Annotated in this window: 16 protein-coding genes; 4 read left to right on the top strand and 12 right to left on the bottom strand. The window is 32.3% G+C overall.

Going from position 1 to position 18,849, the window contains the following annotated elements; translation table 11 throughout:
• Positions 1-141: 141 nt before the first annotated feature.
• The 3 genes from hpf to rpsU all read right to left on the bottom strand — a co-directional run bounded on the left by hpf (position 142) and on the right by rpsU (position 1,670).
• The gene (gene hpf / locus ACH2BG_RS05665) at positions 142-444 is read right to left on the bottom strand and encodes a ribosome hibernation-promoting factor, HPF/YfiA family (RefSeq protein WP_395046746.1); all 303 of its coding nucleotides are present in this window, start codon (positions 442-444) and stop codon (positions 142-144) included.
• Between the two features lie 33 nt (positions 445-477).
• Positions 478-1,371, bottom strand: coding sequence for a tyrosine-type recombinase/integrase (locus tag ACH2BG_RS05660; protein ID WP_395046745.1), 894 nt, complete (start codon positions 1,369-1,371; stop codon positions 478-480).
• 104 nt (positions 1,372-1,475) lie between these two features.
• On the bottom strand, positions 1,476-1,670 hold the full coding sequence (rpsU, locus tag ACH2BG_RS05655) for a 30S ribosomal protein S21 (RefSeq protein WP_091473327.1): 195 nt from the start codon (positions 1,668-1,670) through the stop codon (positions 1,476-1,478).
• 166 nt (positions 1,671-1,836) lie between these two features.
• Between rpsU and ACH2BG_RS05650 the strand changes: the two genes are divergently transcribed.
• A complete protein-coding gene (locus ACH2BG_RS05650; RefSeq protein ID WP_395046744.1) occupies positions 1,837-2,505 on the top strand; it encodes an FAD-binding oxidoreductase in 669 nt (222 codons plus the stop codon).
• Between the two features lie 75 nt (positions 2,506-2,580).
• On the opposite strand, the gene ACH2BG_RS05645 is transcribed toward ACH2BG_RS05650, so the two are convergent.
• The 8 genes from ACH2BG_RS05645 to ACH2BG_RS05610 form a co-directional block, all read right to left on the bottom strand.
• Positions 2,581-3,750 (bottom strand): acyl-CoA dehydrogenase family protein, encoded by a 1,170-nt coding sequence (locus tag ACH2BG_RS05645; protein ID WP_395046743.1) that lies wholly within the window; start codon positions 3,748-3,750, stop codon positions 2,581-2,583.
• A gap of 34 nt (positions 3,751-3,784) precedes the next feature.
• Complete coding sequence (locus ACH2BG_RS05640; protein ID WP_395046742.1) at positions 3,785-4,660, bottom strand: helix-hairpin-helix domain-containing protein; 876 nt, start codon at positions 4,658-4,660, stop codon at positions 3,785-3,787.
• 95 nt (positions 4,661-4,755) lie between these two features.
• Complete coding sequence (locus ACH2BG_RS05635; protein WP_011963325.1) at positions 4,756-4,983, bottom strand: hypothetical protein; 228 nt, start codon at positions 4,981-4,983, stop codon at positions 4,756-4,758.
• A gap of 81 nt (positions 4,984-5,064) precedes the next feature.
• Entirely contained in the window at positions 5,065-6,333 is a 1,269-nt protein-coding gene (locus tag ACH2BG_RS05630; RefSeq protein WP_395046741.1) for a DUF2851 family protein, read from the bottom strand.
• A gap of 112 nt (positions 6,334-6,445) precedes the next feature.
• Entirely contained in the window at positions 6,446-7,804 is a 1,359-nt protein-coding gene (locus ACH2BG_RS05625; protein ID WP_395046740.1) for a pyridoxal-phosphate dependent enzyme, read from the bottom strand.
• Positions 7,805-8,010: 206 nt separating this feature from the next.
• Entirely contained in the window at positions 8,011-9,933 is a 1,923-nt protein-coding gene (locus ACH2BG_RS05620; protein WP_395046739.1) for a putative porin, read from the bottom strand.
• Positions 9,934-10,026: 93 nt separating this feature from the next.
• Entirely contained in the window at positions 10,027-11,577 is a 1,551-nt protein-coding gene (locus tag ACH2BG_RS05615) for a SusD/RagB family nutrient-binding outer membrane lipoprotein (protein WP_395046738.1), read from the bottom strand.
• A 23-nt stretch (positions 11,578-11,600) separates the two neighbouring features.
• Entirely contained in the window at positions 11,601-14,804 is a 3,204-nt protein-coding gene (locus ACH2BG_RS05610; protein WP_395046737.1) for a SusC/RagA family TonB-linked outer membrane protein, read from the bottom strand.
• A gap of 199 nt (positions 14,805-15,003) precedes the next feature.
• On the opposite strand from ACH2BG_RS05610, the gene ACH2BG_RS05605 reads away from it, so the two are divergent.
• Positions 15,004-15,663, top strand: coding sequence for a ribonuclease HII (locus ACH2BG_RS05605; protein WP_395046736.1), 660 nt, complete (start codon positions 15,004-15,006; stop codon positions 15,661-15,663).
• A 13-nt stretch (positions 15,664-15,676) separates the two neighbouring features.
• On the opposite strand, the gene lipB is transcribed toward ACH2BG_RS05605, so the two are convergent.
• Positions 15,677-16,375: a lipoyl(octanoyl) transferase LipB gene (gene lipB / locus ACH2BG_RS05600; RefSeq protein ID WP_395046735.1), complete on the bottom strand. Its 699-nt coding sequence runs from the start codon at positions 16,373-16,375 to the stop codon at positions 15,677-15,679.
• Between the two features lie 289 nt (positions 16,376-16,664).
• On the opposite strand from lipB, the gene lysS reads away from it, so the two are divergent.
• Positions 16,665-18,356 carry a lysine--tRNA ligase gene (lysS, locus tag ACH2BG_RS05595; protein WP_395046734.1) on the top strand — a complete coding sequence of 564 codons (1,692 nt, stop codon included), beginning with the start codon at positions 16,665-16,667 and terminating at the stop codon, positions 18,354-18,356.
• Positions 18,357-18,471: 115 nt separating this feature from the next.
• Positions 18,472-18,849: hypothetical protein (locus ACH2BG_RS05590; RefSeq protein ID WP_395046733.1), on the top strand; the 378-nt coding region annotated here is incomplete at its 3' end.

Here is an 18,849-nt window from a genome sequence, read left to right as displayed (position 1 = left end):
CCACGACCTGCTGATTACAAATCAGCTGCTCTAGCCAACTGAGCTACGCTGGCAAATCAATAAAAAAAGTCCGCTATTTCTAACGGACTGCAAATGTATGTATTTTATTTATTAATCAAAACTTTTTTTAGAAAAAATTATCTAAATATGCGCTTTGACTTTTTCTTTCCTTTTCAATAACAATCTTTCTAGAGATTCTGAAGCTAATTCCACCCCTTCTTCGAATGTTTTGCATTGTTTTTTTACAATAAATTCATCTCCTGGAACTATAACTTTTACTTCAACCATTTTGTTTTCTTTATCACTGGTTTTTTCGACTTTTAGAAAGACATCATATGACACTATTTTGTCATAAAATTTTTCTAATTTAACAATTCTCTCTTCTACAAAATCTACTAGTTTTTTGTCAACATTAAAGTTAACTGCATGAACATTTACCTTCATAATTTTTAAATTTTGGTTAAACAATGTGAAGAATTATTTTTGATTTCTAGGATGCGCATTTTGGTAAACATTTTTAAGTTCGGCTAAACTTGAATTTGTGTAAACTTGGGTTGACGCAAGACTTGAGTGACCTAACAATTCTTTGATAGAATTCAAATCGGCTCCGTGATTAAGCATATGAGTTGCAAATGTATGTCGAAGCATGTGCGGACTTTTTTTTACTTTCTCGGAGACATTACTAAAGTAATCATTTATTAATCGATACACAAATGTTTCGTTGCCTTTATTTCCGTTTGAGAGTAAAATTAAATTATCGCTATCCACAATCAACGGAAGCTGTTTTCTTTCAACTAGATACGCTTTTATCTGTTGTCTAATTATTGGTAATAACGGGATTATTCTTTCTTTATTTCGTTTACCAATAACTTTTATAGTTCCTGTGACTAAATCTGTATTTGATATTTGAAGCGAAATAAGTTCCGACCGACGGATTCCCGTAGTGTAAAACAAATCGATAATTAGTTTATCTCGCAGCCCTTCAAATCCTTCTTTATATTGTATTTGAGTTAATACCTTATCTAGTTCTTCTTCCGAAAAAGGAATTTGTATTTTTTTTGCCGTTTTGAGCGCTTTGTGTTTCGATAATGGATTTATTTCTATTTGTTTGGTTTTTAATAGAAATTTGTAAAATGCTTTAAGCGATGCTATTTTTCGGTTTACTGATGTATTACTCATCTCTGCATCGACCATCGAAACTACCCAACTTCTTATTAAGGTATAAGAAACTTCTTCGAGTGGTGTATTGTCGAAATCTTTTTCAAGGAATTTTTGAAAAAACTGCAAATCTTTTCCATAAGCCAATGCCGTAAGTACAGAGTAGTTTTTTTCTTTAAGTAAGTAATCTTGGAATTTTTGCTGGTTGCTCATTAAAAGAAATTAGATTGCTTCGTTCCTCGAAAAAACAAGAAATCGTTAGCATAAAAGTACAAAACTTCTACTACTAACGATTTATATTTCAGGAAAATTATTTACTAACTTTCTAAGTTCTCTCTCATGTTTTGAACATAAGCAGCTTTTTGAACCATTGCTCTGTTTATAACAGATGGTTTAATGAAAGCTTGACGTTTTCTCAATTGTCTTACGACTCCTGTTTTGTCAAATTTTCTTTTATAGCGCTTTAATGCTCTATCGATATTTTCTCCGTCTTTAATTGGTATAATTAACATAATATAGACACCCCCTTTCTTTAGATTGCAAAAGTATATTTTTATTTTGAATTATGAATTATAAATTTTGAATTATTTTATAAGTTTTAAAAACAACTCTAAAAAAGTATCAAAACAAAATCCAATTTACTAATTTTATATTTCTTAACTACAAAAAACACCAACTATGACAAATCATATCGTAAAAATAATCCAATCCTTTTATATTACACATGATGTAAAATGTTTTATGGTTGAAAAGCCCGAAAATTATGATTTCATTCTCGGACAAGCCACAGAAGTCTCCATTAATCTTCCTGGTTGGGAAGACAAATTACGACCGTTTACATTTACCAATTTAAGAGACAAGAAATATTTAGAATTCATGATCAAGATTTACCGTGACCACGATGGAGTAACTAATAAGTTAGGCGGAATTAACGCTGGTGCCGAATTAATTCTTCACGATGTTTTTGGCGCAATACAGTTTAAAGAACCCGGAGTTTTTATTGCCGCTGGAGCTGGCATCACCCCTTTTATTGCTATATTTCGAGATTTGTATAAACAGATTAAATTATATGGCAACCGATTGATTTACAACAATAAAACGTCGGATGATGTCCTTATGGATGTTGAGTTACGAAAAATGCTCAAAACCGATTACACCAAAGTATTCACCCGAGAAGCCGTCATTGGCTTTACAGAAAAACGAATTGATCGCAATTTTTTAATTGAAAACATTTCGAATTTCGGGCAACATTTTTACGTTTGTGGCCCATCAGATTTTGTTGCAAATATTTCAAAACACTTATTAGAATTAGGAGTTACTTCAGAAACATTAGTTGTTGAAGAATAGAAAAAGCCAAGAATATATTACTCTTGGCTTTTTTATATGTAATTCGCTTCGACTCCGCTCAGCGAGACAAAATTATTATTCTACAGCTGGCTTATAATTTTTATTATCAATTATCATTTTCGATAAAATTTCTTTCATAATTTCAGAAGTACCACCACCAATCGGACCTAAACGACTATCACGCGACAATCTTGCTAACGGATATTCTTCCATATAACCATAACCACCTAACATTTGCAAACAATCATAAATGGCTTGATCAGCAACTTTAGTTGATTTTAATTTAGCCATAGTCGCTTCTTTTACCACATATTCGCCTTTGTCTAATCGAGCAACGGCTGCATAATTAAACACTTTAATGTGCTCTACTTCTGTAGCGTGTTCCACCATTGTATGACGTAATGCTTGAAATTTATCTAACGATTTTCCAAACGCTTCACGTTCTGACATATAACCTAGAGTATACTCTATCGCATATTCAGCACGTGAATGAGCGTTAATAGCCATAATTAATCTTTCTAAAGCAAAATGTTGCATAATGTAAGGAAATCCTTTTCCTTCTTCTCCCATTAAATTTTCTTCAGAAATTTCAACATTATCAAAGGCAATTTCCGCAGTATCTGAAGCCCTCCAACCTAATTTATCTAATTTTGTAGCAGTTATTCCTTTTATATTTGTATCTACCAAAAACATACTGATTCCTTTATTTCCAAGCTCTGGACTTGTTTTTGCGGCAACTACATAATAATCGGCATAAATACCGTTTGTTATAAATGTTTTGGAACCATTAATAACATATTTATCTCCTTTTTTCACAGCAGTTGTTCGCATACCAGCAACATCACTACCTCCAAAAGGTTCACTAATACATAATGCTCCTATTTTATCACCCAAAATACTTGGCGCTAAATAATCTTGTTTAATTCGTTCGCTTCCTTCCGCATTTAAATGGGTCATTGCTAAATAGGCATGTGCCCACATTGCAGCAGCAAAGCCAGAAGATTTTATTTTTTGAAGTTCTTCTAAAAACACAACCGTGTAAAATAAATCCAAGTTCAATCCGCCATAAGCTTCAGGATATTTTAATCCGAAAAAGCCCATTTCTCCGAATTTTTTCCAAATAAAGCGTTCAATTGTACCTGTTTTTTCCCATTTTTCAATGTGAGGAACTACTTCTTTTTGTAAAAAATCCTGTAAACTCTTTCTGAATAATTCGTGTTCTTCTGTAAAATATATTGAATTCATAATAACTAAGACTGTTAAAAAATGTTGTGCGTTTTTAGAATTTCAAATATAAGGCAATAATTTTAACTTTTTCAACAGGAAAACCCTTAATTTTTGTTAAATCCTCAATATCCTTGATTCCATTGTTCATACTTCGATAAGTCACAATTTCTTTAGCCAAAGCATATTTAAAATACGGAAATTTTGTTAATTCTTTAGTTGAAACGTTATTGATGTCTATTTTATTGGTTGTTGTAGTTCCAGCAACTTTAAAATGTGAATTTAATTGAGTAATGACTTCAGGCGATAATCCCCAAATATCTTCCATTTGAGACATACTCACAAACGAGCCAAAAACTTCTTTTTGCTTGAGAATTCTATCAGAAATGGCATCCCCAATTCCGTAAATTTTCATCAAATCATCTTTTGAAGCTTCATTGATATTAATAATTACAATTTTCTCTTTTTTGTTAAAATCTTTATGATTTGTATTTTCATAAGATGCATAATTCTTTTTATTAGTAACCCAATCTGGAAATTTGAAATAAGGAGATATTGTTGCCAATAACGAATCGGAGACTTTAGTAACGTTTTGAAATTCTTGTGTAGAATTCACATATTTATTTGTTTTTCTGAAAGCTAGTAATCTATCTATTTCGGTGACTTTCATTCCAAGTTTATAACCTTTAAAATCGGTAATGAAATTTGGATTAAAAGGATACATTTTATAGGTGTTTTCATTAGAAATCGATTTCATCGAATCGATTTCTGTTTGCACAGCCAACCATTGTTCTTCTTCTTTTGTTGGTATTTTTTTAGTTGAAAAATCGATAAAAAAATACAATAATTGTACTGTAATTATTAGCCCAATCAATACCGCTAAACCTATTTTTTGCTCTTTATTGAAGATGAAATATTGCTTTATATTCATATGTAGATAATATTTTTTCTTTATTAGAATATGGTATATTTATGAGGAAACTTTCATTTGCGTTCGTGATTTAGGTATCATAAATATTTCATAAGTTATAAATCGAAAACTGAAGATCTTTTAGCTCGCACTAAATCCTTTAATTTTATTAAAAATCCGAGTGTGAGGTACACACCAAACCACAATCCTGCGGTTACAAACGAAATATAAATGAAAAATAAACGCACACTGTTGGCTCGCATTCCCAACCTATCAGCAAGACGAGAAGCTATGTGAAAACCTTGTTTTTCGAAAAGATATTTTAGCTTGATAACGAATCTCATCTTTTTATTCGGATATTTATTTAATCGTTTATTCGGTTTGTAAAACTACAAAAAATCTAATTGTCTAACTATCTAAGAAATCTAATTCTTCAAAAGTTCTAATCCAACGGCACATTGCAAACATTTACTTTTGTTACAATATTCGTTTTTAAGTTGTAATAAAGATTGACTTTCGAATGCATTTTTTGATTTAATTTCTATGGCTTTAAACTTATCAATAATTGCATTTTTTTCTGAAGTAATTTGTTCTAAAAACTGAATATTTTCTTCTGATGTTTCTTTGCCTAAACTTTTTTCGTAAGCAAAACGAAAAGGAATTATGGTGTTAATGATAAGCAAATCAATAAATGATTTGGATAATGATTTTACCTTTTTAGGACTTATCTTATCGAAATTATAATGCTCTTCCCAATATTCTGTAACCGAAACATTGAAAATTTGATATAATTCTTCGATATTTTTCGCACTAATTACTTTTGAAAATAAGTTTTGATGTGTATGATACAAATTTGCCAATTGCGACAATCGTATTGTAGGAAAATTATCTGGTCGGTGCTTAAAAAACTGAACCGAATTAATAAAAATATTTTCTAATTGGTATTTATTTTGAATGTAAGTCCAACGTTGTTTCAAGTCTTTGAAATAATTATCTTCTTTGTCTAATTCTAACAAATTGGCTCTACCAAACAAAATAGCTTCAATATTTTCGGCTTCAAAAGTTTCTTTTCGAATGATTGAAAACGAAATAGATTGTGCTATTTTAAAAAATGATTCACCATTAGTATTCAAACCAAAATTCTTAGCTAAGAAACAAAAAAAAGCAGCTTCCCAGTCGTTTTTGTTTTCTAAAAGTAAGGTTTCAATTGGGTTTGATTTTCTTTCTAAACGTTCAAAAAACAAACGTTCTTGCCAATTTTTAAAAACAAAATCCGGAATGGTTTTTATCTCATTTTCGCAATAAATCCATGATTTTGTTGCTTTTAGTTTTTCGTATTGATGAATTAATGCTGGAGAAATTTGATTCTTGAGTTCGAGAACTGAAATTTCGGAGTTATCTTTTCTAAAAATTGCCGCATCATTTTCCCAAACCACATGCAAAATGACGGAATCATAATTCTCATCTCGTTCATGATTGTGAATATACCAATCGGAAGATTTGACATGAATTTCGATATTTCCAGCCCATTTTTGCTGATCGATTTCTATTTGTGCATTAAAAAAATCTGGTCCTGCGAGTTGTGTAAAATTTCCAACATTAAAGATTGATAAATTTTCTCCCGCAGTAGTTTTTAAATTGGTAAAATCAAACTTCTTGTATTGCCAGACGTAGTGAAGAAAATCTTCTTTCATGTAATTTTTTTATAGGCTTGTAAATGAAAACTAAAGTAATAAAAAAAGCCACGAATTCATTAATTTTCACAATTAGATTGAAAAAATTAATGAATTTGTGGCTAAAAAAATATTATATAGAGCCTATAATATCATATTTAGTAATAATATGGTGCTTCCCATTTCCTAAATCGACCAAAACTGCTTGATTCTCCTTGGTAAAAAGTTTTGAAACTTCTTCGATAGCTGTCCCTACTTTTACAATAGGATATGGTTTTCCCATGATTTCACGAATAGGTTTGTCGGCAATATTTTTATCTTCTACATAGCTTCTAAACAAATCCGATTCATCTACAGAACCTACAAAACCTGTAATATCTATGACTGGAATTTGAGATATTTTATATTTGCGCATACGCTCGATGGCGTGGGAAACTAACTCTTCGGTACGAACAATTACTAATGGTTTGTCTATATGATCTTTGATAATATCTTCAGCTTTTGTAATTTCTTCGTCTAGAAAACCACGTTCACGCATCCAATCATCATTAAACATTTTTCCTATATAACGACTTCCTGAATCGTGAAACAATACCACAACAACATCCTCTGGTTTGAAATGTTCTTTGAGCTGCAACAATCCTTTTATTGCCGAACCTGCTGAATTTCCTACAAAAATCCCTTCTTCTAAAGCAATTTTACGTGTATAAACTGCCGCATCTTTGTCGGTAACTTTTGTAAAACCATCAATAATATCGAAATCGACATTTTTAGGTAAAATATCTTCTCCAATTCCTTCAGTTATATATGAATAAATTTCGTTCTCGTCGAAAATACCAGTTTCGTGATACTTTTTGAAGACAGATCCGTAAGTATCGACACCCCAGATTTTGATATTTGGATTTTTTTCTTTCAAAAACTTCCCTACGCCAGAGATTGTGCCTCCAGTTCCTACTCCAACCACAAAATGTGTGATTTTTCCGTCGGTTTGTTCCCAAATTTCTGGACCAGTTTGCTCGTAATGCGCAATTGAATTACTTGGATTGTCATATTGGTTTACATACCAAGAATTTGGAGTTTCTTCACCTAACTTTTTAGATACCGAATAGTATGAGCGTGGATCGGTTGGTTCTACATCGGTTGGACAAACAACTACTTTTGCGCCTACGGCACGAAGTATGTCACATTTTTCTTTGGATTGCTTGTCTGATATTACGCAAATTAGTTTGTAACCTTTTACAATAGCTACGAGTGCTAATCCCATTCCTGTATTTCCTGAAGTTCCTTCGATAATGGTTCCTCCTGGTTTTAGACGCCCGTCAGCTTCAGCATCTTCTATCATTTTAACAGCCATACGGTCTTTGACAGAATTCCCTGGATTGAAAGTTTCTACTTTTGCAAGTACTAACGCATTTACGTCTTTAGTGATTTTATTTAATCTTACTAACGGTGTATTTCCGATAGTTCCTAATATATTTTCTGAATATTTCATTGTTGTTTTAATTTTGGCTTTTGATTTAAAAAATCAGTACCTATACATTTATGATGCAAAGATACATATTAGAATTATAATTGTGAAATGGAATATTGCTTGCGTGAGGGATAGAAACAGAAATCCTTTTTTGAGGCACGAAAAAAAGATTGGAGTGTATAGCCCGACCCTTGGGTCACGCCCAAATTTTGAATAAAATTATTTTTTTATTGAAAAAATGTCCAGACTAAACCAAAGCGAATAATGAAATCTTTGTAAGGATAATTGGGTGCTGAATAATAGTTTCGACCGGTGAAACCTGCGTTTAAATGCTCGGCTTTTAGGAAAATTCTGGCTTGACGTACTCGTGCATTGATGAAGAAATCGACTAATGGAAAATCTCCGATTCTTGTCTTTTCTTGCACATAAAACTCCCCAATTAAGGGGTTGTAATCGTTTGCATAGTATTTTGTAAATGCTTGAAATGTAAATCCTGTTTGTAAAAACATGGCTTTCTTGAATACATAATCAGAAAAATACAAAGTATTTCTTGTGACTAATTTGGGAACATTTAGAATGTTATCACCTTGTGTAACTTGTTGAAACAAAATAGTATTATCTAAAGCGAATTTTCTAAATTTTAGCTCTTTACTAACTTTTACTGATAAATAATTTATTGTTTTATCGTATTGTTTTGGAGTTGAAATAATAATGGTATCTGATGTGTTGTCATCACTAAAATACAAATAATCATCTAATCTGGTGAGTTGTGCTTCGGCAGAAAGCCATTGCGTATTGGCTTTTAGCTTGACGGTGTTTATTTTTTCGCTTTTGAAATTGTTATGCCAATTGTAATTTATAAAACTACTTTGATATAAGGTATAGTTTAAATCTGGCACTTTACTTTGGTTTAAATATTGTGCCGAGAAATTATTTTTTTCGTTCCATTTATACTGTGCCGTAATATCTAATGTAGAGAATGTTTGTTTTGAAATTGATTTAGAAAACAAAGCTTCCCCTTTTAGTTTGTTTTTAGAATACAAATATTTTCCGCCAACGGCATTGAGTTTGTCATTGTTAAGATTTGGGATCGAAACTAGATTATTTGATATTAAAACCCTTTTATACAAATAATTATATTGATAATTTTCTATAAAAAAATGAAATTCTCCTAAAATTTTGTTTGAAAAACTAGCCCCTAATCTGTTATAGGCTGCATTGTTTTTAGTCACATCGAAAGAATTTACGGCAACATATCCGTTTCCAAATCTTGTTATTGCAGCTGCACTACTAAATTCGTAGATTTTGCTTTCGTAACTAAACTGATGGCTTATAGAGATATTGTTCTGGCTGTCTTTAGTGTTTAATCTAAAAGAATGGTCTAGAAAATATCTTTTCCCTTTTAGCAATGATTTTGCATTTTCAAAATAAACGTCTAATCGAGAACGTTGTGTGAATTGTGAATTGCCTGATTCAAAATCTGAAAGGTTAGAAACCCCACCATTTTCTCCATTCAACGCATCTTGATTAGTGTAATGAAAATTAGCTAAGTATCGCTTATTTTTTGAAAAATAACTGGTTGTAAACCTGAAATTACCTGAACTAGATAAAGAATTTACATATTTTCCTAATGAGCGCAATCCTTTGTATGCTATAGAAAAATTAAGCTGTTCGGAAGTATTTAAAGTTATAAACGCATCTACCGATTGTCCTTGTTCTAAAGTAGTCTTAAAATACAACTCAGTAATTGGTGTAGCAACTGAATAGTAATTAATGTCTTTTACTTTTGCGTAATTGAAATGTTTGGCTTTAAACCCGAATTCTGGTAAAGTACTAGGATTATTTAAACCGAAATCTAATGTATTATATGTTTGCCCATCATTTGCAAATGGCAATAGTCCAAAGTTATCTTTACGCAGGTGATTAAATTTATACTCTTTATGAATCGTTAATGAAGTATCTACATAAGTTGTATCCTTTTGCAAAGTTATAATCCTATACTGATTTATAGCTGCTTTGGGATTCTCTTTGGGTTTGTCACGCAAAGATTTTTTTATAGTATCATTTTTGCTCATAGACAACTCATCATCTGCTTGAGCGAAACTGCTCATAGCAAATGAGAATAATAAAAAAGTAAGTAAGTGCTTCATATAATAAACTGTGTTGCAAAAATACACAAATATAATCCATAAAAAAAGCCCACCAATTGGTGGGCTTTAAAATATTCACAAATATTTATTCAATTATTGATAAATATAAGGAGTTTTAGAATTAACCGTAAAACATTCTGCGCTAGTTACATTTATAGCATTAGCACTATTAGAAGAGTACTCAGATGTTGGATAGATCATTCTGTATGGTCTTCTTGTTTGAGCAGCTCCAGGAGGCAAAGGCAACGCTGGGAAACCAGTTCTTAAATGCTGTAAAAACACTTCAACTCCACTCCAGTTAGCTAAAGCTAAATATTTTTGAGTAGTAATTGCGTTTATTTTATTAGCAGAACCTGTCCAACCTAAACCATTTTTAGCGTCAGTTGCAGCTATATAAGTAACCGGATTTAAAACTGATACAACTGAAGATCCCCATGATCTGCTGTAAAAATTAAATGAAGCAGTTATACCTGCTGTAAAAGCTACTTGAGCATTTCCAGTCAAATAACCTCTTTGAAAAGCTTCTGCTTGCAAAAATTGGCTCTCTGCATTTAGCATTAAATAAGCATCTCTAGAACAACCATCTGCATCAGCATTAGCACCAGCTCGTCCAGTAAAAAATGAAGAAACTCTTGAAACAGTTACTGCTGGAGCAGAATTCTGAACACTACCCGTAACAACACCTCCAACTAAATTGAACATTCTTGATCTTCTAGGATCAACAATCGCAGTAGTTATATCAGCATTATTTATAGTACCATTTACTAATTTAGCCATATAATCTCCAGCTGCATTAGATCTATTAGAATCCGTAAAAGCATCAAAAGCATCATTAAGACCATAAACTCTGTAAAAAGGAGATCTTTGAGCAGTTGTAGATGAATTATAACCTGGGTTTGTTCTAACATCAGCTGCAATAAAGTCTTGACTAGCGTCTAAAGCTGCAAAACGTGTGTTTCTAAGTGTAACTAATGCAGGATCTGTTGTATTTGACAAACGCATTAATAATCTTAATTCAACTGTGTTTACAAACTTAATCCATAGAGAAACATCACCTGCAAAAACTGTATCTTCAGAACCTAATGGAACCAAAGTAGAAGATGTACTATTAAGATAAGTTCTTGCATCATCTAATTCTGCTAACAAAGCAGGTATAATTGCTTTATCATCATCATATTTAGGAGATGAAATATTTTCTTTAAAAGCTTCAGAGTATGGTGTGTCACCATATATGGCAGTCACATAATCCAAACACATTACTTTAAAAACTTTTGCAACACCGAAATGTAGAGCATAATCTGGAAAATTAGCTTGTTTATCTAAAATATCTTGAAAATTATCTCCATTTAGATAACCTGCTTCAAAATTATTATTATAATCAGCACTACTAACATTATAATCATACAAAGCATCAGTACCTGTATAACCAAAATTTAGTCCCCAAACATACGCACCTCTATTACCATAAGTATTTAAAGAAATGTTCTGATAATTGGTATAACCATTTATTGCACCCGCTAATAACTGCGCAGGAGATAAAGCCTCAAATTCAGCTCTATTTGTTTGAGATTCATTTACATCTAAATAGCTTTCACAAGATGAAAATAAAACAACAAAAAGAAAAAGAAAACTTAATTTTTTCATAATATATGTATTAAATTAATTAATTAAAACGTAGCGTTGATTGAGAAACCAAATGTACGTGTAGATGGATATTGAGAATCTCCAATAAATCCAATTCCATTTCTAGAAGTATTAGATACTGTACCAGCAGCATTTCTAGCACTATTCGTAGAATTTGGATTAAATTGACTTGAAGCCTCAGGATCTGCATAACCTTTATTGTCTTTAGCAAGTATAACGATAGGGTTTCTTGCATTAAAACTAATTTTGAAAGATTCTAAACCTGTATTTTGCAAAGATTTTTTAGATAAAGAATAGCTTAATACTATTTCTCTAACTTTCAAAGCTGTAGCATCAATAATATTGAATGAACCTAACGAAGAAGCATTACCATAATAACTTTGAGTTCTGTTACCTAAAGTTGACGCAGTAGTATAAAATCCTCCTGTATATACAGATGTATTAGGTATATAATCACCTACTGTAGCGGTAGAAGGATCATCGATCACAGATCCTGGATAAATGAATCCAACATTTCTATCAAATTCAGCAGATTCAACTAAATGTCCATTCCAAGTTAAATTGTATTTAGTTTGAGACATGAAACTATGTCCAGTTCTATAATCCATAACGAAACCTAAACCAATACCTTTATATTCAAAATTATTAGTTAATCCTACAATGTAATCAGGAGTAACTTTAGCTAAATTTTTGTATGTTGCATCAGCAGTTGGTCTACCTTCAGAATCAACAATTACATTACCATTTTGATCTCTACGCCAATCCGTACCAGTAATGTATGGAAAAGAAAGTCCTTCAACAGCAGAAATATTAGCATTAATATTTGATCCTGTATCGCTAACGTCAAATATAGTTACAGTAGAAGATTCACCTGCATCAATTACTTTCGTATCATAAGCAGAATATGAAATTCTTCCATTCCATTTAAAGTTCTCGTTACTTATAGGTGTGAAACCTAAATCTAATTCAAATCCTTTTCCTTCTAACTCACCCGCATTTGACAGTTGAGTAGCAAGTCCAGTTGTCGTACTCAAAGAACGTCTCGTAATCAAATCTTTAGTTTGTGTTAAGAAAGCTGTAGCATCAAGCGTTAATCTATCTTTAAAGAAACCAAAATTAATACCTCCTTCAATAGTAGTATAAGTTTCTGGTTTAATATTAGGATCCGTGATGTTCGTTAGATTACTGAATGAACTACCAGTTCCTGGGAAAGGAAATCCAGCAGATGTAGCAGCAAGAGATAGAATATCATAAGGTAGTACTGGATCTAAAGATCCAACAATAGAATAGTTACCATATAATTTTAAGCTACTCAAAGTTGACTTGTCTTTAAGACCTGCAAACGCTTTTGTTGGAATAAAAGATACACCAGCAGAAGGATAAAAATAAAATTGATTTCCTTTTTTAGCAACACTATTACCTTCATAACGACCTGTAACGTTTAGGAACAAATAATCATCGTAATTAAAATCCGCATTTGCAAAAGTTGCAGTAGTAGTAGAAACAATAGTTCTATTATCAAGTGAACTTGGCAAGGCTGGGTTTAAAACATTATTAATATTATAGAATCCAGGTATATCAAGATTTAAACCTCCTTGAGAAACTCTTTTTCTATAATTATATTGCATGTTTTGACCAATATTAAATTTCATCCCAACTTTTTCAGTTAAACTATAATTAAAATTCGCCATTAAATCTCCATAGTAAAAAGTAGAGGTAGAAGCAGTTTGAAAAAAGTTAGAAGGAGAAGAAAGACCACCAAATGCAAATGCAACACCTTTAGCAGCGTTAGCATAAGAATATTGATTAATATTTCTCATTTGAACAGAACCATTATAAACAAGTTCAATATGTTTATTTAATTCATAACCTCCATTAAGTCCAATATTAACAAAATTATTCGTATCATTTATTCTGTTGTTTTTTCTTACAAAATAAGGATTTTGATAATAACCATTCCAACCATACTCACCACGATTTTCAAATTCACTAATAGGAATATTTGAAGCCGTTTGTAATAAGTTAGACAATAAGGTATAATCCGTTCTACTACCACTACTAGTTGCATTGATATCAGCTTGCTTCGTTCTTTGGTTAATAAAAGTAACAGAACCACCAATTCTAAACTTATTTATCTTTTTACCAGCAGAAAGAGCAAAACTATTTCTATTAAAATTATCTCCATCAAGAATAAAATTTCTTCTTAAATTAGATAAATTTAAATTTACATAACTATCTGCATTACCAGCACTTACATTCAAATTGTTTTGGAAAATATTTCCAGTCTGATAAAATTTCTTAATCTCATTATTACCTAATGAACTATATGGAGCAGTAACATAAGTACCATCCTCTAAAGGAAGTCCAACATTTCTTACTACACCATCAAACTCTTGACCCCAACCACCGTTTTCTTGCTCATCATAAGCACCAAACCAGCCTTGACCATACGTCTGTTGTCTTTCAGGAACAAAATTAATTTGTTCAAGATCCGAACTAGATGTAAAAGCTACAGAAAGCTTTTCGTCTTTCGTTCCTTTTTTAGTTTGCACCAAAATAACCCCTTGTTTACCTTGAGAACCATATAAAGCAGCACCCTGAGCACCTTTCAAAACTGTAACGTTTTGAACAACTCCAGAAGGCAATGCAGCAAAAACATCAGAAGTAGAAATCACTCCATCAATAACTACTAAAGCTTCAGTATTACCGGTAAGAGACAACATAGAACGAATTCTAATAGAGTTAGTACCATTAACACCATTACCAGTTGCACTAATTGTCAATCCAGAAACTTTACCTATTAAAGATCTAACAACATCTGGATTAGAAGCTGCAGTGATCTCTTTAGTACCAATAACTTGATTACTAGAAGTTATTGCATCTGGACGTTTCTTAATACCAACAGCAGTTACAACAACCGCTTCAAGAACTGTAGTATCGTCTTGCATTTTAACATTATAAACGCTTGAAGCGTCAACTGTTCTTGATACATCATTCATACCCATGAATGAAAAAACAAGAACCTCTCCTACAGAAGCCTTGATAGAATATGCTCCATCAAAACCCGTTGACACACCACGTTGGGTGCCTTTTACCATAACATTTACTCCCGGCATTGAGCCATTTGCGTCAGTTACAATACCTTTTACAGTTCTCTCTTGTGCAAAGGAAAACTGCATAGTAAACGCTACTAATAGCGTAAAAATCCATTTGAACTTTGATCTCATATTATTTTTATTTGAGTTAGTTATTCCGCAAACTTCTTAATAATTTCTTAAATAACCAAATAATACGACGGAATATTATTTTTTATTTTTAATAAATATTTTAAGCGGTTTACTAACATTGTAATTGCAATACATACAATAGATAGATAATAATGCAAAAGGTTGCGTGAAAAATTATATTTTTGTCAAAATTAGATTTATGTTAAGCTCTTTTTTTTTAACACAATATTTAGAAGCTGGCACGGACGAGGCTGGACGAGGTTGTCTGGCCGGTCCTGTCACAGCAGCAGCAGTTATATTGCCCGAAAATTTTGAATCTAAAATTGTAAACGACTCCAAACAATTGTCTGAGAAGATTAGAAAACAATTAAAGCCTATTATTGAAGAGTTGGCAATTTCGTTTGCCGTTACACATCTCGAACCTATAATTATTGATGAAATAAATATCCTGAACGCTTCACTAAAAGCAATGCAAGAGTGCATTTTGGCATTAAAACCTGCTCCTTTATACATTATAGTAGATGGAAATCGTCCTTTACTATCTAAAAATAGTTTCAAAAAGTGTTCTGGCAAAATATTTACAGATACAGAAATGAAAATCCTTCAATCGATACCAAATAGCAGTATTGTGAAAGGTGATTCTAAATATATGAGTATTGCTGCAGCGTCAGTTTTAGCAAAAACGTATCGTGATGAGTATATGAATAAAATTCATGAGGAATTCCCCATGTATAATTGGAAGCAAAACAAAGGTTACCCAACAAAAGAACATCGAGAAGCGATAAAAAAATATGGTGTAACAAAACACCACCGAATGTCTTTTAGATTATTACCTGAGCAGACTACTTTAGACCTATAAGGCAATAGACTATTTAAAGTACTCTACAATCGAATAGTTGTGAAAAATGTTTTAAGATTTTTTCTTTTACTTCTTCTTCGTTTACTTTTTCTACACCAAGCTCAACGTTTAGAGATGTAACTGCTTTACCTTTTATACCACAAGGAATAATATTATCGAAATAACCCAAATCAGCATTTACATTAAGTGCAAATCCATGCATAGTAACCCAACGAGAGGCACGAACACCTAAAGCACATATTTTTCTTGCAAATGGGGTTCCTACTCCAAGCCAAACTCCAGTTTCACCTTCGCTTCTTGTGCCTATTATATTATATTCTGCCAAAGTGAGAATTATGACTTCTTCGAGAAGGCGCAAATATTTATGGATATCGGTAAAGAAATTTTCTAAATCCAGAATTGGATAACCTACAATTTGTCCTGGTCCGTGATAAGTAATATCCCCACCGCGATTTATTTTGTAAAAAGTAGCTCCTTTTGCTTCGAGTTGCTTTTCTGACAAAAGCAAATTAGAGAAATCACCGCTTTTTCCTAAAGTATAAACATGTGGATGTTCTACAAACAGAAAATAATTTGGTGTTTCGTCTTGGCGTTCTTCTCTCCTATTTCCGATTTTAATATCGAGCACTTCCTGAAATAATTGTTCTTGGTAATCCCAAGTTTCTTTGTAGTCTTTGTGTCCTAAATCTTGGAGTTGTATGGTTTTGTTCATTTTTTCAGAAAATAATGCCGTTGTGAGAAGCAAAGATACAAAGTTTTGATTGAAATTTATGGCACACAGATAACACGGATTGAACGGATAATCACGGATTTTTTTAATGTAATTTTAAATGACAATGTTAATAATAGCTCAGATTGCAACGAAAATCCTTTTGTTTTTTCCTTTAAAAAATAAAAGATTGAAGTGTGAAGCTGGAAAAAGCTCCTAAAAAACTTTGAAACCTTGTGACTTTGAAACTTTGTAACTAATCTCTATCTTTGCAACCTTAAATAAATTACAAATGCAACTTTCGGAACAAGAAATCATTAGAAGAGAAAAACTGAACGCTTTACGCCAACTAGGAATTAACCCTTATCCTGCGGATTTATTTCCTGTAAACCATACTTCGAAACTGGTTAAAGAAAATTTTGAAGAGGGCAAAAAGGTAACGGTTGCTGGTCGTTTGATGAGTGTGAGAGATCAGGGAAAGGCTTCTTTTGCTGAGTTACAAGATAGCGAAGGTAGAATTCAATTATACTTTAACCGTGATGTGATTTGCGAAGGCGATGACAAAACGTTATACAATCAGGTTTTTAAAAAACTGACTGACTTAGGTGATTTTATTGGTATAGAAGGTGAATTATTTACTACTCAAGTGGGTGCTAAATGTATTCGTGTTCAGAATTTTACTTTTCTAAGTAAAACTTTGCGTCCGTTGCCATTACCAAAAACCGATGAAGACGGAAATATTCACGATGCTTTTAACGATCCTGAATTGCGTTACAGAATGCGTTATGTAGATCTTGTGGTAAATCCGCAAGTGAAAGAAGTTTTTGTAAAAAGAACAAAATTATTTACTGCCATGCGAAACTTTTTTAACGAAAGTGGTTACATGGAAGTAGAAACTCCAATCTTGCAATCTATCGCTGGTGGTGCGGCGGCACGTCCGTTTATGACGCACCACAATAGTTTAGACATTCCTTTGTATATGCGAATTGCAAACGAATTGTACTTGAAAAGATTAATCGTAGGTGGTTTTGATGGGGTTTATGAGTTTTCGAAAAACTTCCGTAACGAAGGAATGGACAGAACACACAATCCAGAATTTACCGCCATGGAAATATATGTAGCCTACAAAGACTACAATTGGATGATGCAATTTGCCGAAAATTTGCTAGACCATTGTGCCACTGCTGTAAATGGAAGTAGCAAAGTGACTTTTGGCGAACATAAAATAAGTTTCAAAGCACCGTATGCTCGAGTGACAATGACGCAAGCAATTATCGATTTTACTGGTTTTGATATTTCTGGAAAAAGCGAGACAGAACTTTTTGATGCTGCAAAAGGCATGGGAATCGATGTAGATCAAACTATGGGTAAAGGAAAACTAATTGATGAAATTTTTGGAGCAAAATGCGAAGGAAATTATATTCAACCAACCTTTATTACTGATTATCCTAAAGAAATGTCGCCATTATGCAAATCGCACCGTGATAATCCTGAACTAACAGAGCGTTTTGAGTTGATGGTTTGTGGTAAAGAAATTGCCAATGCATATTCTGAACTAAATGACCCGATAGACCAGCGTGAACGTTTCGAACACCAACTGAAACTTTCAGAAAAAGGTGATGATGAAGCAAATGGTGTAATCGATGAGGATTTTCTTCGTGCACTAGAATACGGAATGCCACCAACATCAGGAATGGGAATTGGAATGGACAGATTGATTATGTTCTTGACCAATAATGCTTCTATACAAGAAGTTCTGTTTTTCCCACAAATGCGTCCTGAGAAAAAACAGTTAGAACTTACTGAAGATGAAAAATGGATTGTTGAACTTTTGAAAGTTGAAAATAATCAGTCATTGAATGGTTTGAAAGAAAAATCAACTTTAAGTGGTAAAAAATGGGATGCCGCAATGAAAGGTTTATCCAAACATGGTTTGACCAAAGTTGTAGTTGATGGTGACAACAAAACAGTAGTTTTGAATTAGAATTTTAAACTCTTAAATATATCATAAATCTGCTCAAATGGGCAGATTTTTTTATTTAATTATTAAACCTTTTCATTTATTCATCGTCTTAATGATATAACTTAAAAAAAATATCATGAAAAAATTAATTTTTACCTTAGCACTAATCACTAGTCTTTCGTTTGCAGGAATTGCACAAGAAAAAGAATCAGGAAAAAGAACAGCCGAAAAATTATCGCCTGAGCAAAGAAATACTTTACAGCTAAAAGAAATGACGTTAAATTTAGATTTGACAGCTTCTCAGCAAAAAGAAGTAGCACCAATTATTGCAGAACAAACCACAAAAATGGAAGTAAAAAGAAGTGAAATGAAAGCGCGAAAAGAGACTAAAAAGCCGTTGACTGCAAATGAAAGATTTGAAATGAAAAACAAATCGTTGGATTCTCAAATCGAGATGAAAGCCAAAATGAAAAAAATTTTAAACGCTGATCAAATGAAAAAATGGGAAGCTAAT

Origin of the sequence: Flavobacterium sp., assembly GCF_043779715.1 — a bacterium.
Classification (GTDB): Bacteria; Bacteroidota; Bacteroidia; order Flavobacteriales; family Flavobacteriaceae; genus Flavobacterium.
The sequence above is the reverse complement of the archived record's forward strand: the minus strand, read 5'-3'. Positions and strand labels throughout refer to the sequence as shown.